At 57.7% G+C, this 23,119-nt stretch carries 17 protein-coding genes; 10 read left to right on the forward strand and 7 right to left on the reverse strand.

Annotated elements, in window-relative coordinates; translation table 11 throughout:
* Positions 1-26: 26 nt before the first annotated feature.
* Positions 27-2,498, reverse strand: a complete 2,472-nt coding sequence (plsB, locus tag ACNSOI_RS05045; RefSeq protein ID WP_420195254.1) for a glycerol-3-phosphate 1-O-acyltransferase PlsB — start codon at positions 2,496-2,498, stop codon at positions 27-29.
* Between the two features lie 140 nt (positions 2,499-2,638).
* Here plsB and nudC point away from each other — a divergent pair, with 140 nt between their 5' ends.
* Both nudC and murI read left to right on the forward strand, forming a co-directional pair.
* Positions 2,639-3,469, forward strand: coding sequence for an NAD(+) diphosphatase (nudC, locus tag ACNSOI_RS05050; protein ID WP_420195255.1), 831 nt, complete (start codon positions 2,639-2,641; stop codon positions 3,467-3,469).
* The gene (murI, locus tag ACNSOI_RS05055) at positions 3,469-4,314 is read left to right on the forward strand and encodes a glutamate racemase (RefSeq protein ID WP_082780564.1); all 846 of its coding nucleotides are present in this window, start codon (positions 3,469-3,471) and stop codon (positions 4,312-4,314) included. The genes nudC and murI overlap by 1 nt, the downstream gene beginning before the upstream one ends.
* On the opposite strand, the gene ACNSOI_RS05060 is transcribed toward murI, so the two are convergent.
* The 4 genes from ACNSOI_RS05060 to ACNSOI_RS05075 form a co-directional block, all read right to left on the reverse strand.
* A complete protein-coding gene (locus tag ACNSOI_RS05060) occupies positions 4,292-5,299 on the reverse strand; it encodes a DUF2156 domain-containing protein (RefSeq protein ID WP_061332260.1) in 1,008 nt (335 codons plus the stop codon). The genes murI and ACNSOI_RS05060 overlap by 23 nt on opposite strands.
* A 45-nt stretch (positions 5,300-5,344) precedes the next feature.
* Positions 5,345-5,998 (reverse strand): class I SAM-dependent methyltransferase, encoded by a 654-nt coding sequence (locus tag ACNSOI_RS05065; protein ID WP_061332259.1) that lies wholly within the window; start codon positions 5,996-5,998, stop codon positions 5,345-5,347.
* A 234-nt stretch (positions 5,999-6,232) separates the two neighbouring features.
* Positions 6,233-8,410, reverse strand: a complete 2,178-nt coding sequence (locus tag ACNSOI_RS05070; protein ID WP_420195256.1) for an EAL domain-containing protein — start codon at positions 8,408-8,410, stop codon at positions 6,233-6,235.
* Positions 8,411-8,431: 21 nt separating this feature from the next.
* The gene (locus tag ACNSOI_RS05075; protein ID WP_420195257.1) at positions 8,432-10,408 is read right to left on the reverse strand and encodes an HDOD domain-containing protein; all 1,977 of its coding nucleotides are present in this window, start codon (positions 10,406-10,408) and stop codon (positions 8,432-8,434) included.
* Between the two features lie 227 nt (positions 10,409-10,635).
* On the opposite strand from ACNSOI_RS05075, the gene ACNSOI_RS05080 reads away from it, so the two are divergent.
* The 5 genes from ACNSOI_RS05080 to ACNSOI_RS05100 all read left to right on the forward strand — a co-directional run bounded on the left by ACNSOI_RS05080 (position 10,636) and on the right by ACNSOI_RS05100 (position 18,148).
* Positions 10,636-11,952 carry an AAA family ATPase gene (locus ACNSOI_RS05080; protein WP_420195258.1) on the forward strand — a complete coding sequence of 439 codons (1,317 nt, stop codon included), beginning with the start codon at positions 10,636-10,638 and terminating at the stop codon, positions 11,950-11,952.
* A 254-nt stretch (positions 11,953-12,206) separates the two neighbouring features.
* Positions 12,207-13,745: a fatty acyl-CoA reductase gene (locus ACNSOI_RS05085; protein ID WP_420195259.1), complete on the forward strand. Its 1,539-nt coding sequence runs from the start codon at positions 12,207-12,209 to the stop codon at positions 13,743-13,745.
* Positions 13,746-14,046: 301 nt separating this feature from the next.
* Entirely contained in the window at positions 14,047-15,996 is a 1,950-nt protein-coding gene (acs, locus tag ACNSOI_RS05090) for an acetate--CoA ligase (protein ID WP_420195260.1), read from the forward strand.
* 41 nt (positions 15,997-16,037) lie between these two features.
* Entirely contained in the window at positions 16,038-16,703 is a 666-nt protein-coding gene (locus ACNSOI_RS05095) for a LuxR C-terminal-related transcriptional regulator (protein WP_058090659.1), read from the forward strand.
* Positions 16,704-17,059: 356 nt separating this feature from the next.
* A complete protein-coding gene (locus tag ACNSOI_RS05100; protein ID WP_420195261.1) occupies positions 17,060-18,148 on the forward strand; it encodes a fatty acid desaturase family protein in 1,089 nt (362 codons plus the stop codon).
* Positions 18,149-18,498: 350 nt separating this feature from the next.
* Here ACNSOI_RS05100 and ACNSOI_RS05105 read toward each other — a convergent pair whose 3' ends face one another.
* Positions 18,499-19,476 (reverse strand): D-2-hydroxyacid dehydrogenase, encoded by a 978-nt coding sequence (locus ACNSOI_RS05105; protein ID WP_286254204.1) that lies wholly within the window; start codon positions 19,474-19,476, stop codon positions 18,499-18,501.
* A 204-nt stretch (positions 19,477-19,680) separates the two neighbouring features.
* On the opposite strand from ACNSOI_RS05105, the gene ACNSOI_RS05110 reads away from it, so the two are divergent.
* The 3 genes from ACNSOI_RS05110 to ACNSOI_RS05120 all read left to right on the forward strand — a co-directional run bounded on the left by ACNSOI_RS05110 (position 19,681) and on the right by ACNSOI_RS05120 (position 21,763).
* Entirely contained in the window at positions 19,681-20,907 is a 1,227-nt protein-coding gene (locus tag ACNSOI_RS05110) for a pyridoxal phosphate-dependent aminotransferase (protein WP_058090650.1), read from the forward strand.
* A 6-nt stretch (positions 20,908-20,913) separates the two neighbouring features.
* Positions 20,914-21,105, forward strand: coding sequence for a CPXCG motif-containing cysteine-rich protein (locus ACNSOI_RS05115; protein WP_058090649.1), 192 nt, complete (start codon positions 20,914-20,916; stop codon positions 21,103-21,105).
* An 85-nt stretch (positions 21,106-21,190) separates the two neighbouring features.
* Positions 21,191-21,763 carry a DUF1439 domain-containing protein gene (locus ACNSOI_RS05120; protein WP_058090648.1) on the forward strand — a complete coding sequence of 191 codons (573 nt, stop codon included), beginning with the start codon at positions 21,191-21,193 and terminating at the stop codon, positions 21,761-21,763.
* 83 nt (positions 21,764-21,846) lie between these two features.
* Here ACNSOI_RS05120 and ACNSOI_RS05125 read toward each other — a convergent pair whose 3' ends face one another.
* Positions 21,847-23,106, reverse strand: coding sequence for an aspartate aminotransferase family protein (locus ACNSOI_RS05125; RefSeq protein WP_058090647.1), 1,260 nt, complete (start codon positions 23,104-23,106; stop codon positions 21,847-21,849).
* Between the last annotated feature and the right edge of the window lie 13 nt (positions 23,107-23,119).

Consider the following 23,119-nt stretch of genomic DNA (forward strand, 5'->3'; position numbering starts at 1 on the left):
AACCCGGGCCGGCCCGCCTCAAAGACTTACGCATCCAGCATGGTGACCTGCTGAATGGCTTGTCTTTTCTCAACGCTCAATACCAGCCGGGCATCTTCGGCCACCTCATCCAGACCTTCTCCGTAACAAAGCAGGCCGTTGTCATCGGTGGTCAGCACGCCGGTTTTTTGCATATTGGCGATGAAGTTCCGGAACAGGGTTTTGTCGAAGAACTCCGGCGCATTAAGGCCAAACAGGATAGACATCCGCTCGGCCAGCAGCGTGCTTTGCTCTTCCAGTTCCGCCGCGGTCAGTTTGCCCGAACCATACTTGCGGAGAATGCCCAGGGTAATGTGGTAGCGCTCCAGGGTCTGGATGATAAACCGGGACAGGATGCGGGCCCGCAGCATGGCTTCGGTGCCTTCTTCGGGGCGGCCCAGGCGCTCGTCATCCAGTTGGATAACCAAGCCCTGATCAATCAGCACGTCGATCCACTTGTTAATAACCGATTCCACTTCATCCTGACCGAATTTCAGGAACAGTTCGGACTGCAGGTAAGGGTAGGCAACACTGGTAAGGAACAGAACCTTGTCTCTGCGCAGGCTGGTTTTGTTCTCGAACAGGCTGACAATCAGCGCCGGCAGTGCAAACAGGTGCTGGATGTTGTTGCGGTAGTAAGTCATCAGAATGGCGTTGGCGCCTTCCAGGGCAATGATATCGCCCAGTTTCTGGGGTTGGCGGGTGATCAGCCCCATGTTCTCACAGTAAGCAACCCATTCCCGCGCAGAACCCTCTGGCAAGGTGACGGTGTTGGCGTACGGGTAGGCCCTGAGCAAGTGGGCATACTGGTCCATCAGCCTGATCAGCTGCCCCTCATCCATGGCCAGGCGCTCGGTGCCCAGTAAAACCGTGGCGGTCATGCCAATCGGGTTGACCGCCACCGAAGCGTTGATGTTGCTGGCTACCCGCTTGGACAGTTCATCCACGGCCTCGGTGAGCCACGTAGGCCGGTACTCGGCGTCGTAAGCCTCGCTGCGCCAGCTTTCATGGACTTCGTCCAGAACATCGGCCAGTGGTATGGCGTCACCAAAGTTCACCGCTACCCGGCCGAACGAGTTGGTCAGTTTCCGGGCCGTCTTGGCCAGGCCGAAGACGCTCTCCTTTTGTTTCTTCTTGCCGCGCAGCTCGCCCAGGTAGGAGCGGCCCTCCATCACTTTCTCATAACCGATGTAAACCGGCACGAAGACGATGGGTTTGCGGTGATCCCGCAGGAAACTGCGCACCGTCATCGACAGCATGCCCGGACGTGGTGGCAGCATGCGCCCGGTGCGGGAGCGGCCGCCCTCGACAAAGTATTCCACCGAGTAGCCGCGGGTGAACATCACGTGCATGTATTCGTTGAAAACCGTGGCGTACAGCGGGTTATCCCGGAAGCTGCGGCGCATGAAGAAAGCCCCGCCCCTGCGCAGGATAGGGCCAACAATGGGCATGTTCAGGTTGATGCCGGCGGCAATGTGGGGTGGCATCAGGCCGTTCTTGTAAAGCACGTAGGACAGCAACAGGTAATCGATGTGCGAACGATGGCAGGGAACATAGACCACGGCATGGTCCTGGGCGACTTCCTTGGCCACCTTGATGTTGTTGACGGCGATGCCGTTGTAGATGCGGTTCCAGAGCCAGGCCAGCGCCAGTTCCAGGAACCGGATGGTCACGATGGACATGCTGGCGGCAATTTCGTCCGCGTACTTGTAGGCTTTGGCGCGAACCTTTTCAGGCGGGATGTCGTCTTTGGCGGCGGTTTCCCTTATCGCTTCCTTGACAGCCTGGGTGCGCACCAGGCCTTCCACCAGGGTACGGCGGTGAGACAGGTCAGGCCCCAGCACCGCCTGGCGAACCCGGCGGAAATGGGTGCGCAGAATACGTGCGAGTTTCCGCTTGGCTTTTTCTTCGTTGTTCCGGTATTCGTCGACCACCTGTTTGAGTGACAGGGGCTGGTTAAACTGCACATAGGTGTTGCGACCATGCACCAGAATGATCAGGAACTTCTGCAGCCGCCCGGCAACCGACCAGGTGTCTGACAACAACAGCTTGACCAGGGATTTCTCTTTATCCGGAGAACGGCCCCAAAACAATGAGACAGGAACAATCTGTACGTCCTGTTCGGGATGCTCCAGGCCAAACTGCACGAGGCCGGTGAACTCTTTGGTGGGAACCGGGGTTTGCCGACCTCCGCTGAACGGCCCGCCAATGCGTTTGTACAGATAGAAAAAGGAGTGGGCCGGCCCGTTTTTTACGGGCAGGCTGTCGGTTGCGCCGGGCAGTCGGGCATGGATGACCTCTTGCTCCAGCACCAGGCGGCTGGACAACGAGCTGTATTGGAGCACATAGCACACCGGTTTGTCCGGATCGAGCCCCAGGGCCTCCAGGGTATTGCCGCTGACATCGGTCCTGACCCATAAAAACAGGATCTTGCGGAAAAGAGACAGGATCAGGCTGCGAATGCCCTGATAAAGTCGCATAAGATGTTACTCCGGTACTGGAAACAGGCGCCAAGTTTAACGGGTTGAGGCGGGTGCGGAAAGCGGTATACAGATTCTTGGTAGTGATTGTGATGTGTTACATTGCCGCTCAGACAAACGGTTGCTGATAAGGCAAAAGCATGGTGAGCAAAAGCGAGCAGTGGTTGCCGGGCTGGCATGAGGACGCCCCAGTGCAGGGGGACCTGCTTCTGGCGTTTTCCGGAAACAATGTCCTTAAGCCGGATAACGGCTGGTTGTTGGCCTGGGGCGGTCCGGAAATGGGCGACAGTCGCCCGGAGGCCCTTGCGCTGGGTACCTGGAATGGCCGGCGTCTGTTTGTTTGTACCTTGCCAGACTCCGGGCTACCTGGCGCCCAGTTGGTTACCTTGAGGGACGCCCTGCTGGTGTCACCCGACGCGCCTGCAGATTTGCTCAGTACCGGCTTCCAGGTATTGCAGTGGTGGCAGGATCACCGCTTTTGCGGTCGCTGTGGAGAGCGAACCGAGTCACATCCCCGGGAGCGGGCTCGCTGGTGCAGCCGTTGCAATATTCCCTGGTATCCCCGAATCGCACCCTGTGTGATTGTGGTTATCCGGCGCGGCAGCCAGTTCCTGCTGGCGAGTTCTTCCAGGGTGACCCGGAATTTCTACAGCCTGATTGCCGGTTTTGTCGAGCCAGGGGAAAGCCTTGAGCAGGCCGTGGCCCGGGAAGTAAAAGAAGAGACCGGATTGGACGTTGGCAACATCCGCTACCGGAGTTCCCAACCCTGGCCTTTTCCCCATCAGATGATGGTGGGCTTTTTTGCCGATTTTCAGGGTGGCGAACTCAGCCTGCAGGAAGATGAGCTGGCGGATGCCGGCTGGTTCAGTGCCGACGATCATCCACCCATTCCGCCCGATACCACCATTGCCGGCCGCCTGATCAGTGCCATGAAACAGGAAATTGCCGAGAATGGGAGCGATGCCGGATGATGGCCGGGGCGTCTCCTCGGGTGCTGGTATTCGATTCCGGGGTTGGCGGGCTCAGCGTGGCTGCCCGAATTCACCAGTCGCTTCCCGGTGCGGACCTGGTGTATCTGGCGGACAACGCTGGTTTTCCCTACGGCGGTCAGAGCGAACAGGTGGTGATTGAGCGCTGCTGCTCTCTGATCCGGCAAAGTCTGCAACAGTCGCCTTGTGACATCATCGTGGTGGCCTGCAACACCGCCAGCACGGTGGTGCTTCCGCACCTGCGGGCCATGACGGAGCTGCCGGTTGTGGGTGTGGTGCCAGCTATCAAGCCCGCCGCCGCCTGCACCGTAAATGGTCGGGTTGGGCTACTGGCAACGCCGGCAACGGTACAGCGACCCTATCTGGACAAGCTCATTGCCGAGTTTGCCAGTGACTGCGACGTGGTGCGGCTTGGCCACCCTGGGCTCGTGTGCTGGGCAGAGCAGCTGGTGCAAGGCGCAGAACCGCCCCAGGCAGAACTGGATGCGGCTATGGCGCCACTGCGTGAGGCGGGTGTCGATACCGTAGTGCTCGGCTGTACTCACTATCCGCTGTTGTTACCCTGGCTCCGGAAAAGCCTGCCGGAGGTCACTGCATGGGTGGATTCCGGTGACGCCATCGCTCGCCGGGTCGCCTTTTTGCTGGGTGAATCCGGGCGTTTGGCGGCAGCGGAAACCCCCAGAGCGGATACCGGTGGCGTAGTGTCAGAGGCCCGCTTCACCGGGGACGCCCCGCCGGATGTTGCCCTGTTCATGGCCGAAATGGGGATTTCAGTGGCGCGGGTTTGCGAGCATTGGCCCGGCGTTACAACAGCCGGGTCAGCTTGAACATGGCGAGGAATTCCAGAGCCGGAATAGCGCGTTTATGGCAGCAGTAGGTTTTGAAGTTGTCACCCCGGAAGCGGGATTTGGTGAACTCCAGGCCTTTGAAGTTGTATAGGAAATTGCCTTTCTCGTAGATGCCGTGCATCAAACGTTTCAGTAATCGGCTTTCCTGGTGTTCGGTGGCCTGGTCCAGCGATAGCGGAATCAGGCCCAGGTCCAGGAAGGGCACACCTTCGGCCTTGAAGGTGTCCATGGCGTGGGCCATCAGGGTGTAGAAAATGCCCTGTCGAAAATCGGCGTTGGCGCGGGAGATATTCGGTACGTAACTGATGATCTCGTTGTTGCGGTAGATCGGATCAAAATAGATGAAGCCCACCGCCTTGCCGTCCTGGTAGGCGTAAAAGTGTCGCTCGTTTTCCCGGTAGTCCATTTCCATGGGGCGAATCAGGAAGCGGATCTCGTTGCTCTTGCATTTGCGGGTGCGTATCCAGGCCTCGGAGATTTCTCGGGTGTGGTCGTCACTGAACCGCTCCATGACCGTAATGCCACTCTTCTCAGCCTGATTCAGTGCAGTGCGCAGAATCTGCTTTTTCTTGCCGGTCAGAGACCAGGACTTGAGATCAATCCGGGATTCGCAGCCAAACTGGGTGCCATACAGGCCGAAGCGAAGGTGTAGAAAATCCACCACCGATTTCGAAACCTGGATGTAGCAGGCGTTGGGAAAGGTCTGCTGGAACTTCTCCAGCATGGCGGGGAAATGCTCGGGTGCGCTCACTGGATCGGACAGGACAAAGGTACCGCCCCATTTGCGCATATAGGCAATGTAGCCCATACCCGGCACATCAAAATACTGCATGCCCGGCTGCAGGGTTGAGAACGACTGAGAGTGCTGACCGTATTTCTTGAGGTAGTTGACGCGCTCGGCGAAGCTGAACTGGCCGTCTGCCAGTTCCCTGATGTTGTCGAGGGCAAGAATCTGATCTGACATGATGAAGCTCCCGGTAACCTGTTGTTATTTTGAGTCGGAAGAGATTCAGGCTTGCTTGCGGCCAAGAATCGACCAGTAGCAATCCATGTTCAGAAGTTTGAAATGCTTTTTCTCGGTAACCTGAAGGCCCAGGCGCTGCATGTGTTCCGGGTAGTTGTAGATCTTGTGGAAGGCGTTGTTGGCAAACAGCCAGAAGATGAACACCGCCATGTACCAGTAAAGCTTCTTGAACATGCGGGAGAGGATGTTGCCGGTCGGGTAGCAGAAGTCACCAACCACCACGCTGGCGTCAGCCTTGCCCAGGCGAATCAGGTGTTCCAGCACTTTCACCATCATGTCTTCGTCAAACACGTTGAGGAAAAAGTTCGCCACTACCATGTCGTACTGCTCGAACTCGTTCACCTTCATAATGTCGCTGTGAATGCGGCGGATGGTCAGGTTCGGCGCTTCTTTCTGCTGGGCATCGGCAAACTTGCGGAGCATGGTTTCAGACAAGTCGACCACGGTCACATCGGCGCCCAGTTCGGCGGCGCGGATGGCGTCCCGGCCGTGCCCAACGCCGGCAAACAGGATGCGGTCACCGGGTTTGACGGTTTCCACGTCGAGCATGGCGGTTTTACAGCGGTGAATGTTCTTGCCGCTGTACAGGTTGCTCAGAAAGTCATAGACGGGGCCGATGTACTTGTACTTGTCGCGCATGATGACTGCTGCCTTCTTCTTGTTCGCTGGTTGAACGTCACCGTTATTGTGATTGTTATTCCGACAGCCTGTCGGACAGTCCGGTGATCGGTTACTGATAACCTGAGCTTAGAGAAGGGGTGGGTTCAAAGATGTGCAGTACTGCGCAATTCCAGATACACAAAGTAACGTATCGAAACACTTTGCAAACCGGGTCAATGTTTTAGTTAGGAGTGTCCTACAATCGAAAACCGGTTATCCGGTGTGGGCGAAGGCCAGGCCATCGCGGGTCAGCAGCCGGTCAATATCGGCCGCTGGTCGGGCGGGGCCGTAGAAGAATCCCTGCACCTGATGGCAGCCCAGGCTTGTCAGGTAGTTGAGCTGGTCGTCTGTTTCCACGCCCTCTGCGACGATCTCCAGTTTCAGGCCGTGGGCCATGGCAACGATGGCGTTCACTATGCAGGCGCCGTCCTCTCCGCTGCGAATGGCCCTGACAAAGGATTGATCCACTTTCAGGGTGTGGATGGGCAACCGGTGCAAATAGTTGAGGGAGGAGTAGCCGGTGCCGAAGTCGTCAATGGCGATGCGTACACCGCAATCCGCCAGTTCTTTCAGTTTCCGGCTGATCTGTTCCAGATCGTTCATGATCACGTTCTCGGTGATCTCGATTTCCAGATTGCCGGCAGGAAAACGATGGGACTGGACCTGCTCCAGCAATGTCTCGACAAAGCGCGGATGCTCTACCTGGCTGGGTGACAGGTTGACCGCCAGGCGCAGGTTCGGATGCCCGCTGTTGATCCAGTGTCCTACGTCTCTGCAGGCCTGGTCCAGCACCCGCTCACTGAGCTTGCCGATTAGCCGGGTTTCTTCCGCCAGTGGCAGGAAGTCGCCCGGATAGATCAGCCCCCGTTCCGGATGTTGCCAGCGCACCAGAGCCTCCAGCCCCACCACCTGGTTGGACTTGGAGCAGACTTGAGGCTGGTAGAACACCCTGAGTTCGTCCCGCTCCAGGGCCAGCCGTAAATCCCGTTCAAGGCTGAGCCGGTTGGCGGTATTGATGCTCATGCTGTCGGAATAGAAACGATAGCCATCTTTACCGCGGGCTTTGACGTGATACATGGCAATATCCGCGTTCTGGATCAGCTGGTCCATGGAGTTTCCAGCATCCGGGAACACTGCGATGCCAATACTGACCCCCACAAAGACTTCATGGTTACCCAGCTGGAAAGGATCTTTCAGGGTCTGTATCAGTTTTCTGGCAATGCCCCGGGCGTCTTCCGGGCTGTTTACCGAGGGCAGCAGCAGGGTGAATTCGTCACCGCCGAAGCGCGACAGGGTGTCGCCACGCCGCAGGCACTTCTCCAGCCTGTGGGTGACGGCCTGCAGCAGGCGGTCACCCATGGCGTGGCCCAGGGTGTCGTTGACCACTTTGAACCGATCCAGATCCAGGAACATAACCGCCAGTTTTTGCTTGGCCCGCCGGGCCTGGGTGATGGCCAGCTCCAGGCGGTCCTTGAACAGGGCGCGGTTGGGCAGTCTGGTGAGCAGGTCGTGGTAGGCCTGGAAATTGATGAACGCTTCGGCCTCCTTGCGCTCTGTTACATCCCGGGCGATGCCGTAATAACGGGCCGGCTGGGTGGTCGAGCCGCCCCGGGTGTCGCCGGTCTGGGGCCAGGTTTGCGGGTCTACCGGGAAGGCGGTGATTTCGAAATGCCGGGTTGCCTTGCTACTGCCTCGGGTTTTCAGGCGCACTTCCAGCGTTCTGGGGTTATCCACCGAGATATCCGGCCCCTGCAGGGCATAGGTGCCCCTGGCCACGTCCCGGTCGTCCAGAATGTGCCCAAAATGACGACCGCAGAGCTCCGAAGGCTGATAGCCCAGCAGGCTTTCCACCTTGTTGTTGATGAAACAGATATGGCCGGTTTTATCGAGCATGAATACGATATCCGGTGAACTGTTGACGATGTAGCGGTGCAGGGCTTCGGATTTCTCCAACCGGGTCTGGATCATTTCGTGGGCTTTGATCAGAGACTGTTTGCCCAGTACGCCCTCAACCGTGGTCAGCAGTTCCTCGGGATCAAACGGCTTGCGTATGTAGTCCAGGGCTCCCCGGCGCAATGCCCGACTGACGGTACCGAAAGATCCTTCGCCGCTGACCACAACCACACCGCAATCCGGCTGGTGGCTGGCTATGCGCTCCATCACCGCAAAACCATCGGTGTCGGGCATGTTGAGGTCGAGCAGTGCCAGGTCAAAGGCCTTCCTGGCCAGTTGTTCACAAGCCTGTTTTCCGCCATTGGCTTCGGTTACCTCGAAACCTCGGCCTCTCAGTAATTTGGCCAGGCTGGCCAGGAGGCGTGGTTCGTCATCGGCTATCAGAATCCTGGCCGGTTCGGACCCATGGAAGGGCTGCTTGCTCTGCTCTAATGCCATTGGTCTGCTTCCGCTAATTCGTCAGTCGGTACCATGCTTGTTGTGGCCTGCCGCCGGGAGCAGAATCCGGAAGGTAGTGCCTTCCTGCCCCGTGTGACAAGCGATGATGCCCTCCATGTCATCAATCAGCTGCTTGACAATGCTCAGGCCAAGGCCGCTGTGGCCCTGGCCCTTCGAACTGGCTACCGGCGCATACAGGTTGCGCCTGACGGCCTCGGGAATGCCGGGGCCATTGTCGGTAATTTGTAATTCAACCCAGCGGCGCTGGTTCTGGAATATTGGTGCTGCTGTACTCAAGGAAATCTCGCCATTGCCGGGCTCCAGGCTCTCAACGGCGTTGCGGATCAGATTGATGATGATCTGCCGGACGGCAGAGGCGCTGCCCTGCACCTGGGTGTCCTCACGGCACGGCCTCAGTTTGAGGGTGCGGTCGTCGCCGTTGAACAGGCTGTCCTGAAGGATGCGGGCAAGGCTTTCAAGCTCCCGGTTCAGGTCTGTATCGCTGGTGGTGCCGGGCGCATCGCCGGTGCTGATTTGCAGCAACAGATAGCCTGCCCGATCCAGTTCCTCCTGAATTATGTCGAGGTCTTCCTGGACGGTCTCATCATGCATCCGGGCACGAAGCTGGAAAATGTACTGTTTGATGATGGTCAGGGGGTTGCTGACTTCATGTACCTGGCGACGTATCCGGTCGTGGGCGATCTGGCTGTCGACGCCTGGCCCTTCGGTTGTCTGACCTTCAATCAGCTGCGTAAGCTCGTGGATGAACAGCCGAACCAGCTGGGTAGTGACCTCCATTGATTCGGAGTCGGTGCCCAGGGCAAAGATCGCGTGTTTTTGCCCACCCTGCTGAACAGGAATCGCCAGGAGAGACGGCGTTCTCAGAATGGCCAGCAGTTGCCGGTCAAGTACGCTGGGCTCACGTTCGTTCAGGCTGACCAGAGTGCCGCCGTTCCACGCATCGGTCAGGACGCTGCCGCCAGGCTGGGGCGACAGGCGCAGGTCCGGAAGGTTGGTGCCGGTACCGGAAAGCAGCCTGAGCTCCTCTGCCTCGGGGCCAAAGCACAGGGCCGGCAGTCCGGTCAGGACGCCCAGACTGCTGACGGTACTGGCGATCAGATCGCACGGGGTCGTGCTGTCTGTGGCTCGCAGCTCAAGGGTTTTGCTGGCGATCGCCTGGTGTATCAGGGTTTGCCTGAGCTGCCGGGCGCCTTCCTCACTCTGGTAGGCGGTGTCCAGAGGAATTCCGAAGGAGGCCGCCATGGTGGCTACTTCTTCGTTGATTCTGTCGCAGATTTCCCGTGTCAGGTCTTCCTGCAACCCAAAGATCGTTCCTGCAGCAGCAATGCCCGCTGAGTCTGAGAGGGCAAGCCGGGTCGACAGGCTGATCAGTTTCACCAGGTGGCTGGCGTCCCGGAGCTGGGTTGGTAGCGACTGCTGATATCGCATGGCGTCTGCCGCCAACGGTCCTAACCCCCATACGGTTACAAAATGGGCGGCAATCTCATTCTGGTGGTTGAGGATGTCCTGTTTGCGTTCCTGGGGCTGGGTCTTGATGGCGATCAGTTCACCAATGTTGTGAACCATGCCAAGCAGGAACGCTTCTTCAGGGCTTGGGTAGCGTGTCAGTGTGGCCAGGGCCCGGGCGGTCAGGGCTGTGGTCAGAGAGTGGCGCCAGAAATCCCTCAGTTGCTGCCACTCGTCGCCGCCGAGTTCAAATAGCAATTGTCGCAATGCCGATGTCAGCAGTAGGGTCTGGAAGCGGCGGGTGCCCAGACGAAGCAGTGCCTGCTCAACGGAGCGGATGGGAGGATTACTTCTGTACAGCGCGGAGTTGGCCAATGACAGAAGTCGGGCGACGAGTGCGGTGTCCGTGGCGACAATCTGGCTGATCTCGCGGTAACTGTCTCCGGCATGACATGCTTTCAGCGCCCGCAGGGTTACCTCCGGCAGGCTCGGTAGTTGAAGATCAGCTGCAATATCCATCGCATTAGTCATCGCGCGCCCTTTGTCCTTGCTCCGCGTCATTGTGTTTGCGGGGCAAGGTTCCCTGTTCTGTATCAGAGTTTTATGACAGGGTGTTCATTCTTCTTATAAGTCAGTGAGCTTAGACAATAATTCACATGTGTTAAACCTTTATTGCTGATTTTTTAAGCAGGGTATTTCAAGTCTGTGATATGTGTACCCTTTTTACAGGTTAAAATGTCGCTTATAGTGACAAGCCTATGGATTCGTCTGTTTTCGGTTGCTCAAGCTACGAGGGAAGGCAAAAGTTGCGCCAACCAAGAACCATCGCGGTAACAGGCGGTAAAGGTGGAGTGGGAAAGACCACCGTTGCCGTCAATCTGGCGCTTGCCCTGGCCAAAGCCGGGCAGAAAGTGCTGTTGCTGGACGCGGACACAGACCTTGCCAACGTGAGTCTTTTGGTGGGGCTTTATCCGGAACGCACGCTTGCCGATGTGATCGCCGGCCAGTGTGGTCTGGCTGGTGCGGTGCTGAAAACGCACTACGGGCTGGATATTGTCCCCGGTGCTTCGGGAGTGCAGGACTGCATGGAAATGCCCGATGGCGACAGTCTCAAGCTCCTGAAATCGCTGTATGAGCTGGAGCACCGCTATGATTACGTGATTATCGACACAGCATCGGGGCTCCAGTCAGTCGGGCTGCACATGATCGCTGCGGCGGAGCTGGCTTGCGTGGTGGTCACGCCAGACCCGGCGTCGCTCACCGATGCTTTTTCCCTCATCAAGGTTCTTAAGCGCCGCGGATACCGTCGCAAACCGTCCGTGATTGTCAATATGGCCCAGGGCGCCAGCCAGGCAAGGTCGGTGTTCCAGCGTCTGAACGGTGCCTGCCAGCGGCACCTGCAGTGGACTCTGCATTACCTGGGGGCACTTTGGCGGGATGAAACGCTTCGGCAGTCTGTGCTCAATCAACACCCGGTGACCCTGCTGCCCACCTCTGACCCCTCCTGCCGGCAGTTTCACACCCTGGCGGAAATGCTCAATGTTCATCTGGCGGCACTGCCTCGGCGCAAAGCCGGTATAGCGGCTTACTGGCATCAGGCCGCGCGCCGGCAAGCCGGGCAGGCTGATGCCGCCATTCCCGGTGGTGAATCCGTTGGCGAGCAATGTCGCGCCCTGGTCGGGCAGTTGGAAAAATTGCTGGCGGCAAAGCCGGACGATGCCATGCTCCGGTATGACGCATTTACCCGTCTGTTTGCACTGTTGGGGCGCAACCCTGATGCCGATACCGTGGAGATCGTACAAACCGGGTTGGCATCAATGAAATGGGAGCATCTGCGCCAGGTTGACCGGGATAGGCTGGCGGCCCACCTGCGGCACCTGGCCGAGGATCTGGCGTCACCCTCGGCTCAGCCGAAGCCCGCTGCATTGCCTCAAGGGGTGGAGGGACCACTGTACGATCGAGTCAGTTTTGGCGAGCAGGATCAATTACTTCGTGTGCTGCGGGAGAAACCTTCGGATGTTTCCCTGGATGACCTCTTGCGTTCACTGGCAGGCAGGGATCCTTCCCGATCGTGAACGAGCCAAGAGTATGTGCCCACTTGCTGGTCATTTTTTTAAGGGTTTATGTGTCGTAATTTTGCAGTCTGTCACCGCCCTGTAACGATCGTTGTGCAAGAATTGACCGAAATCGTGGCCCGCATTATGCAGGCAGCTCTGACAGGCGGATGCAAAACGGATGCATACATGTCGGGGCAAAGGAAACCGGCCCCCCGCGACTTTTGACCGGCGTTGATCGCTGGTGACATCGATCTCAGAGAAGGAGTTCTACTATGGCAAACCAGCAAGTGAATCAAAAAGACTCTTCGTCGAAGGTGCTCGGGCAGCTCCGCGGCAAGCGGGTGCTGATTACCGGAACCACCGGCTTCCTGGGAAAGGTGGTTCTGGAGAAGCTGATCAGGTCCGTCCCGGACATTGGTGGCATTTACTTGCTGATTCGGGGCAATAAACGTCATCCTGACGCCCGCAGCCGCTTTGATAATGAGATTGCCACGTCATCGGTATTTGATCGCTTGAGGAGTGTCGATGCGGACTGGTTTGAAACCTTCCTCGAGGAGCGGGTTCATTGCATTACCGGTGAAGTGACGGAACCTTGTTTCGGTATGGGTGAGGACGCCTGGCAGAAACTGGCCGGAGAACTGGATGCCGTGATCAACTCTGCTGCCAGCGTGAACTTCCGGGAGGAGCTGGACAAAGCCCTGACGATCAACACCCTGTGTCTTGAGAATATCGCCGGGCTGGCCCGAGAGAATGCGGAGCTGGCAGTTCTGCAGGTGTCTACCTGCTATGTTAACGGCATGAATTCCGGGCCGGTCACCGAATCGGTGATCAAGCCCGCAGGTGAGTCAGTTCCCCGCTCAAGCGAGGGGTATTACGAGATTGAAGAGCTGGTGCAGTTACTGCAAGACAAGATTGCCGATGTTCGCGCCCGTTACTCCGGTAAAACCCTTGAAAAGAAGTTGGTGGACCTGGGTATTCGGGAAGCAAACCGCTACGGCTGGAGCGACACCTATACCTTTACCAAGTGGTTGGGCGAACAACTGTTGATGAAGGCGCTGAACGGCCGCAGCCTGACCATTGTTCGGCCCTCCATCATTGAAAGTGCCCTGGAAGAGCCTGCCCCTGGCTGGATTGAAGGCGTCAAGGTAGCGGATGCCATTATCCTGGCCTATGCCCGGGAGAAGGTGACCCTGTTCCCGGGTAAGCGCTCGGGTGTGATTGATGTCATTCCGGTGGACCTGGTGGCCAATGCGATTGTTTTGTCGCTTTCCGAAGCCCTGGCAGAACCTGGTCGGCGCAGGATCTACCAGTGCTGCAGTGGCAGCTCCAATCCGGTCTCACTGGGGCAGTTCATCGACCACCTGATGGCGGAATCCAAAGCCAATTACGCCGCCTACGATCATCTGTTCTACCGGCAGCCCAGCAAGCCGTTCATTGCGGTTAACCGTACCCTGTTTGACCTGGTGGTGAGCGGTGTGCGCCTGCCCCTGAGTGTGACAGATAAGGTATTGAAGTTGTTGGGTAATTCCCGTGATCTGAAAATGCTCAAGAACCTGGATACCACCCAGTCACTGGCCACTATTTTTGGTTTCTACACAGCCCCGGATTACATCTTCCACAACGATGAACTGCAGGCGTTGTCTGCCAGAATGGGTGAGGTCGACAAGGGGCTTTTCCCGGTGGACGCACGCCAAATTGATTGGGAAGTCTATCTGCGCAAGATCCACCTGGCGGGTTTGAACCGCTATGCCCTGAAAGAAAGAAAGGTCTACAGTCTTCGGGCTTCCTCGCAGCGCAAAAAAGCTGCCTGATCATCATTCCTGGGTCCGGCCAGCGGCCGGGCCGGCTCTCCCGACGTCCTGTATTGCCATTCCCCGATCTGCAACTATTCTTGATAAAGCCGCTGTTGAGGCTGCTAAGCCCTGCCTTGATCGACGCATTGCTGAACAGGTTAGCCCGAAAATGGCGGTAGGTTAGGACGTTAGTCTAATTCATTGTGCGGTGGCACACATGTTGAACTACATGCATCTGTCTTAAGGGCAAATATCGCCCGACCACCCTGAATTTTAAAAAACCGACAATGACAACAGACTCTGATTAAGGGGGAGCACAATGACTGATAAACAGGTATATCCGGTGAGTCCGGAAGTTGCCGAGCGTGCACTGGTCAGCAAAGAGCAGTATGAAGCAATGTATCGCCAGTCCGTAGAAGACCCGAATACGTTCTGGGGTGAGCACGGTAAGCGCCTTGACTGGATCAAGCCCTATAGCAAGGTCAAGAACAGCACCTACGATTACAACAACCTGTCCATCAAATGGTTTGAAGACGGTGTACTGAACGCCTCCGCCAACTGTCTGGACCGCCACCTGGAGAAACGTGGCGATCAGACGGCCATCATCTTTGAAGGCGACGATCCTTCGGTATCCCGCAACGTGACCTACCGGGAGCTGTACGAAGAGACCTGCAAGTTTGCCAATGCGCTGAAAGCGCAGGGCGTTAAGAAAGGTGATGTGGTCACCATCTACATGCCGATGATTGTGCAGACTGCGGTTGCCATGCTGGCCTGCGCCCGAATCGGTGCGATTCATTCGGTGGTGTTCGGTGGCTTCTCCCCGGAAGCGCTCGCTGCCCGGGTGGTTAACGGCAAATCCCGTTTTGTGATTACCGCTGATGAAGGTCTGCGCGGTGGCCGTGCCATCCCGCTGAAGAAGAATGTGGACCACGCGCTCAAGCACGAGGAAGACGCCAAGGTCGATAAGGTGATCGTGGTTACCCACACCGGCAACAAAGAGGTCCCCTGGACCGAAGGCCGTGACGTTCGTTACGAAGACCTGATCAAAGATGCGCCGGCCGAGTGTAAGCCGGAGCCGATGAACGCGGAAGACCCGCTGTTCATGCTCTACACCTCCGGTTCCACCGGTGCGCCGAAGGGCGTTCTGCACACCATTGGCGGTTATATGGTCTATGCCTCCATGACCCACCAGTATGTGTTCGACTACCACGACGGTGACGTTTACTGGTGTACTGCCGACTTCGGTTGGGTGACCGGCCACAGCTACATTTTGTATGGCCCGCTGGCCAATGGCGCCATCACCTTGCTGTTTGAAGGTGTGCCCAACTACCCGGACAGCTCCCGCATGGGCCAGGTTGTCGACAAGCACAAGGTCAACATCCTGTACACCGCGCCCACTGCAATCCGTGCGCTGATGGCCCAGGGTGAGTCCTGCATGGACGGCACTACTCGAGAAAGTCTCAAACTCTTGGGTTCGGTCGGTGAGCCGATCAATCCCGAGGCGTGGGAGTGGTACCACCGGGTCATCGGTAACAGCAAGTGCCCGATTGTGGACACCTGGTGGCAGACCGAGACTGGCGGAATCCTGATTTCTCCGCTTCCGGGTGCGGTCGACCTGAAGCCGGGTTCCGCCACCAAGCCGTTCTTTGGTGTGCAGCCAGCGCTGGTGGATAACGAAGGCAACATCCTGGAAGGCAAGACCGAGGGTAACTTGGTCATCCTGGACAGCTGGCCGGGTCAGATGCGCACCATTTACGGTGATCACGAGCGGTTCATCCAGACCTACTTCAGCACCTACAAGGGCATGTACTTCACCGGCGACGGTGCCCGTCGCGATGAAGACGGCTACTACTGGATCACCGGCCGGGTGGATGACGTTCTGAACGTGTCTGGCCACCGCCTGGGTACTGCCGAGGTTGAAAGCGCCCTGGTGGCTCACGAGAAGGTGGCCGAGGCTGCCGTGGTTGGCTATCCCCATGAAATCAAGGGGCAGGGCATCTACGTGTACGTGACCCTGGTGCAGGGTGAGGAGCCGTCTGACGAGCTGAAGAAGGAGCTGGTTCAGTGGGTTCGTAAAGAAATCGGCCCGATTGCGTCTCCGGATGTGATTCAATGGGCACCTGGACTGCCGAAAACTCGTTCTGGCAAGATTATGCGCAGGATTTTGCGTAAGATTGCTGCAAACGAGCACGATCAGCTTGGAGATACGTCGACCCTGGCTGATCCGGGCGTAGTGGATGATCTGATCAGCAGCCGGGCGTTCCAGTAACGCCGGCGGCTGACAGCCCTAACCTGTGAGGACTCTGTTGAATGACACAAACAATTATCGTCGCTGATGATCACCCGTTGTTTCGGGCTGCATTGAAACAAGCGGTCAATCAGGCGGTGCCGGATGTCGAGACTGTGGAGGTTGACAGCATCAAGTCACTGCAGGCGGCGGTAGAGTCGCACCCGGATGCAGACCTGATCCTGCTGGATCTGAACATGCCGGGTGCCCATGGTTTCTCCGGGCTGGTGTTCATGCGAGGCCAGTACCCGGGGTTGCCGGTGGTGGTTGTGTCGGGTTCCGAAGACTTGCAGGCCATGCGTCGCTCGATTGACTACGGTGCCTCCGGGTTTATCCCCAAGAGTGCACCGCTGCCAACCATTACCCTGGCCATTCAGGCGGTTCTGGAGGGCGATGTCTGGCTGCCTGAGGGCATAGCCGACAAGATTGAGCGGATGCAGTCTGAATCCACCGATTTCTCGGAGCGCCTGGCGTCTTTGACGCCGCAGCAGTTCCGGGTGTTGGGTATGTTGGCTGAGGGGCTTCTGAACAAGCAGATTGCTTATGATCTGGATGTGTCTGAGGCTACCATCAAGGCGCACATCACGGCGGTGTTCCGCAAGCTGGGTGTTCGTAACCGGACTCAGGCGGTGATTGCCATTCAGCAGATGGAGCTTGATCCTTCGGAGCAGTCGCTCTCGGGGGGCTGAGATTCAGCTTTTAGCAGATGTATTGAGAACGGGCGCCTTCGGGCGCCCGTTTTTTTGTTCTCGAGTTTTGGTGGAGGGGAGAAGGTTGGAGGGCTTTTCTGAAACACGCTGTGAATACGTCCGTGTACGCTCCGCTCCGCCATCCATGGCTCCGCAGGGTTTCAGAAAAGCCCTCCAACCTTCTCCCCCGTAGTCCGGCAGTGAATTTAGAGTACATATGTAACCCCCTATGTCTGGAATGATTAACAAAAATCCGCTGTAGCCATTGTTTAGTTGATTTTCTTGTTATAAATTCGGCGCACACATGTACGCTGTAAATTTATTATTGTCGAAATTCAACTAAGCAAAGGTGCAAAATGAACGCAGCAGTGAAACCGGGAGCGGCGGAGGCCGTGGTGTATGGTAAGCCGGACGAGCGGGAGCTTCGGGACCGGATGAAGAAGGAGCTGCCCGCTGATACGTTCAAGGCCCAGACCTGGCGGGTTATCTGGTTCTTGCCTCTGCAGGCCGTTATCTGGGGTGGGCTGGCGGCGATTCTGATGGCGGGGTTGCCGTGGTATGCCAATCTTGGCCTGGCGTTGCTGGTGGGGCATACCATTGGTTGCCAGGCTTTGTTGGCTCATGAGGTGTTGCACGGGGCATTGGGCATGAGCCGGCGTTGGCAGAATTTTTTTGGCTGGCTGGGGTTTGGTCCGTTGATGGTGCCACCGGAGTTCTGGCGTAAGTGGCACAACGTGGTGCATCACGGTAATACCAACACCGGCGACACAGATCCGGACAGCTTCGGCACGCTGCGCCGCTATAAAACCAATCCCGGGCAGAAGAAGTTTCACAAGCTGGCGCCGGGTTCAGGCACCTGGTACAGCTATCTGTTCCTGACCTATTCGTTCACTTTTCACGCCCAACTGGTGCTGTGGATTCAGGCGAAACACCGAAAGCAGTTCAAGGGCTTTAACCGCAATCTGGCCATTGCTCAGGTGTTTCTGTGTCTGGCGTTGTGGGTTGCTTTGGCGGTTGTCTCGGGCCCGCTGGCGGTGTTCACGGTGCTGATTCCGTTCATGACGGCCAATGCCTTGGGGCAGGGCTATATCCTGACCAATCACTTCCTGCGGCCGCAAACGCCCACGAACAATCCGTTGGATAACTCCATGAGCCTGCGCAGCAACCCGGTTCTGGACCGTTTGCATTTCCGGTTCAGTCATCACATCGAACACCATTTCTTCCCGAAGATGGCCCACAACATGGCGCCGCGGGTTCGGAAGTGGTTGGAGGAAAACGAGCCGGAGCGTTACATGGCGATGCCTCATGGCAAGGCTCTGAATATGCTCTACACCACGCCTCGGGTATACAAGTCCGCCACGGAGCTGGTGGACCCCAACGACGAAAGCCGCGTTTTTGATTTGTTGCCGTTGCAGCGGGAGTTTTCTGCGGCCAATCGGGTTTAAGCTTGGGAGTGTGAGCGTGTTGGGGTGCGCCTTCCAAAACACGCTGTGAATACGTCCATGTACGCTCTGCTCCGCCATCCCTGGCTCCGCAAGGTTTTGGAAGGCGCACCCCAACACGCTCAATCTGACGGCATCGGTGGATTCGAACCAAAGCGAGCTGGAGGCACCCCGAACGGCTAGCTCGTAGGAGCGGATGACCGGTAGGGCTTTCCAAAACTCTGCGGAGCCAGGGATGGCGGAGCCGAAGCGTCACATGGATGTGCCGAAGGAGCGTGTTTTGGAAAGCCCTACCGGTTAGCCGCTCCGGGCTTTAACCAAAAGGCAAAGAACCCGAGCGGCGATCACAAAGGTTAACCGGCGTACCCAAGCTCCTTGTTAACAAGGTTGAACAGCTCGCCACCCTTGTGCCAGCGGTCAAAGTTCTCCAGGAACTGGTCCGTCAGCGCCCGCTTCCAGCCGATGAAATCGCCCGCCATATGCGCCGTCATGATCACATTATCCCGCTCCCAGAGCGGATGATCCTCCGGTAACGGCTCCTCCTCGAACACATCCAGGGCCGCGCCGGCAATTTCGCCGTCGTCCAGCGCCTGGATCAGATCATCCGTCTTCACAATGGGCCCGCGGCCAATATTGATCAGCCTGGCCGACTTCTTCATCGCCGCAAACGCCTTGCTGTCGAACAGTCCCTCGGTTTGCGGTGTCAGTGGTGCGGCAATCACCACAAAGTCCGCATGGCTCAGCTGGTCATACAATTCATCGTTGCCGTGCACCGCTACAAAGTCCGGGTCTTTCTGTCGGGGTGTGCGGGCAATGCCATGGGCATGCATGCCTGCGGCGTTAACCAGTCGGCCGATTTGGCGGCCGATGGAGCCGGCGCCCACCACCAGCACCTGCTTGCCTTCGGCCCGCTCCGTGTCTCGATGCTTCCACTCGTGCTTCAGTTGTAAGCGGATGGACCGGGGGAAATCCTTGGCGAACATCAGAATGCTGCACAGCACATATTCCGCAATGGTCCGGTCGAAGATGCCCCGGGCATTGGTCACGGTAACGTTGCCTTTGATCAGCGCCGGGAACATGAGTGCATCGACACCGGCACTGGTGGCGTGAATCCATTTCAACCGGTCTGCGGTTGGCCAGGCGGCTTCCAGAGCTTCAGTCCGGAAATCGGTCACCATCATGACATCGGTGCCCGGCAGGGTGTCCCGGAGTGTCTGTTCATCGCAGGCGAAGCGAACTTCCGCCCTGGCCTGAACGGCTTCGATGCCGGGAGGCGGTGCCTCGCCAGGCGCTGTCAGAACAGTGACAACCGGTTTGTTGGACGCTGTCATTTCACCTCCGCAGGAATCGCAATGATTGGTTTTAGTCCATCGTTGTAGTCTGGTAGGCGAGTGGGTGTGGGTCAACCTGGCTTGACGGATCCATTGCCTCGGCGGGTTTGTTCAGTCTTTAGTCCCACGGGCCTTGTACCGCTGATTTTTACTGACTAACCTGCAGGGGTAGGTCTTTATTTACCCTGTTATCGGGAGGTGCGTATGGCGGAATCCGCGAACAAGGATACCGGCGAGACCAAGCCGCGGAAAGTGAAGTACCGCAAGACCAAGGCCAGCTGGAACCCGGCCATGCAGGCCATTCCTGTTTCGGGGATTCGCCGGCTGGTGAATATGGCATCCACCATGAAGGATGTGATTCACCTGTCGATAGGGCAGCCAGACCTGCCAACACCAAAGCATATTATTGATGCCTACATTGACGCGCTGAACGCCGGCCAAACCGGCTACACCATGGATGCCGGCCTGCCGGAACTGCTGGTGGCCCTGCGGGATTACTATGGCAAGCGCTACAATCGCAAGCTCACCCGCGACAATATTCTGGTGACAAGCGGTGCCACCGAGGCCATGTACCTGGCCATTTCGGCGACTTCGGCGCCCGGTCGGCAGTTTATCGTGACGGACCCGTCGTTCCTGCTCTATGCACCCCTTATCCGGATGACCGGCGGTGAGGTGAAGTTTGTGCCCACCCGGGCTGAGAACAACCACCAGCTGGACCCGGATGATGTGATCCGGGCCATGGGGGCACGGACATTCGCCCTTATCCTGAATAACCCCAACAATCCGACCGGAGCGGTGTATCCCCGCAGTACGGTCGAGACGATTCTCGAGGAGTGCGCCTATCGCGGGATTCAGGTTTACGCAGATGAGGTCTATGACCACCTGATCTTTGATGATGATGATTTTGCCAGCGTCCTGAACTGTTCTATGGATCTGGATAACATCATGTGCATCAGCAGCTTCTCCAAGACCTACAGCATGGCGGGTTTGCGGGTTGGTTGGGTCATCTCCAGCCAGGCGGCAATCAAGTCGCTAAGGCGCTACCATATGTTTACCACCTCGGTGGCCAATACACCGTCGCAGTTTGCCGGTGTCGCTGCCCTGACGGCAGACCAGCAGTGCGTGCGCGACATGGTGGATATTTATCGCGAGCGTCGGGACAAGATTGTGGAGCTGATCGACCAGACTCCCTATCTGACCGGCTACAAGCCCGGCGGCGCGTTCTTCGCTTTTCCAGATTTGCCGCCCCATGTGGATGGTTCTGATCTGGCGCTCCGGATGCTGAAGGAAACCGGGGTATGTGTGGTGCCGGGTGACGCCTTCGGTGAGCACTGCACCAATGCCCTGCGCTTCAGTTTCTCGACGACCTGTGAGCGGATGGAAGAGGCGTTCGACCGGATCATCCCCTGGATGGCCAAGCAGCAGTTCTGAGCTCGCATGTCTGCGCTTGATTCAGTTCTCGTTCAATGCCCTTACTGCTGGGAGACGCTGGAAATCAGCGTCGACCCCTCGGTGGCTGAACAGGAGTATGTCGAGGATTGCCAGGTGTGCTGTCAGCCCATCGTGCTGACCGTAACGTTTGATGAACGGCTGACCCCAACCGTGCAGGCCCGTGCTGAGAACGACTGACTCCCTCACCAATCGTTAATCAACACGGCTTGCGTGGAAGGCATGCCTGCCGCAGGATAGGGGGCTCGGTTTCAGAGGAAGAAAAATGAAAACATTCATGCAGGTTCGGGCCTGGTTCCCGGTTCTGGTGCTGGCGGTACTGGCCAGTGGTTGTGCGAGCATTTCACCTTATGCCATCTCCGAGGGCGAGATTGAGCGGCATCTCAAGCGGGCCGTGGCCGACTATGATCGGCAGCATTTGCAGAGTGGATCGCCGCTCAGCCTGAGTCTTAGTGATGCAGATATTACCCTGGGGCCGGATGGTCGCGATGTGGCGGTGATTGATCTTCGGGGGCAGGTGGCTTTGAACGCACTGATGGCCAAGCTGCCGGTGGACTTGGCGCTCAAGGTTGAAGGTGCACCAGTGTATGACAGTCAGGAAAAAGCGGTGTACATCCGCCGGCTCCAGCTTCTGGAGAGCTCCATTGATTCACCCTTTTTCAAGGGCGACCTGGCGCCGGTCACGGACAACGTGATGCGGGTGGTGGCCCAGATGCTGGAAACCATGCCGGTGTATCGCCTCAATGAAGAAGACTTTGCCCAGCGGATGCTGGGCATTGTACCCGTGGATATCCGGGTTGCTCCCGGGCGCCTGGAGTTTGTCACCGCCGACAGATGATACCGCCGCGGTTCCAGGATAGGTTCTGTGAGAAAGGCCGAATGATGGATGTCATCCGGTCTTTTCGTTTCTCGAAATGGGTCTCAGGCGGTGGCTTTCAGAGCCTCCTCGAAGATGCCGGTCGCTTCATCAATCTGGTTCTGGGTGACGATCAGTGGCGGCAGCCATCGGACGATTTCCTGGTAAGGCCCGCAGCGCAGCATCAGTAACCCCCGGTTTTCGCATTCCTTGAGGATCTTGCCGGCGCGTTCGCCATCGGGGCAGTCGCCCCGGCGCATTTCAACTCCTACCATCAGGCCTTTGCCCCGGACATCGGCCATCTCCGGATAATCCTTTTTCAGGGCGTGCAGGTTGTCCCACAGGCGTTTGCCCATGCGGTCTGCATTCTCCACCAGGCCTTCTTCGCGAATGACATCAATGGTAGCAATAGCCGCCGCCGCAGCCACGGCATTGCCTCCGTAGGTGCCACCCTGTGAACCGGGCCAGCCTTTGGACATGGTTTCCTCGGAAGCCGCCAGGGCAGAGATCGGGAAGCCGCTGGCCAGGCCCTTGGCGATCATGATGGCGTCCGGGGTGACACCAAAATGCTCATGTGCCCAGAACTTGCCGCTGCGGCCGAAGCCGGCCTGAACTTCATCGAACACCAGCATGATACCGTGTTTGTCGCACCGTTCCCGAAGGCCCTTCAGGAAGCGGGCGTTGGCGGGTACGTAGCCGCCTTCACCCTGAACCGGCTCAATCAGCATGGCTGCGGTTTCCTTAGGGGCGGAATAGGTCACGAAGATTCTGTCCAGCTCCCGCAGGCAGAAGTCGGTGGCTTCATCCAGGCTCCAGCCATAGTGAAAAGCGTGTGGAAAGGGGGCAACCACAACGCCACCCATCATCGGGCTGACACCGGCCCGAAGGGCAACGCTGGAGGTGGTCATGGACAATGACCCCATGGTGCGGCCATGGAAACCGCCATGGAATACAATCACGTTGGGTCGTCCGGTGGCCTGGCGAACCAGTCGAACCGCACCCTCGGCCACCTCGGTGCCAGAGTTGGAGAAGAAAAAGGCATTCAGAGGGTCTGGTGTCAGCTCTCCGAGTTTTTCCGCCAGTTCCGGCAGCCTGGGGTTCATCACCGTGGTTGCCTGGGCGTGAATCATGGTAGCCACCTGTTTTTGGGCAGCGGCCACCACTTTCGGGTGGCAATGGCCAGTGCTGGTGACACCGATGCCGGAGGTGAAATCCAGATACCGACGGCCCTCGGGGTCAATAATATAGGCGCCTTCGCCCTTGGCGGCAGTAATGCCGGTAGCCTGCTTGAGCAGGGGAGACAATTTGCCTTTGTGGTCGGTCATGGGCACCTCCCGA

Origin of the sequence: Marinobacter sp. GH_1, assembly GCF_048595985.1 — a bacterium.
GTDB lineage: Bacteria > Pseudomonadota > Gammaproteobacteria > Pseudomonadales > Oleiphilaceae > Marinobacter > Marinobacter shengliensis.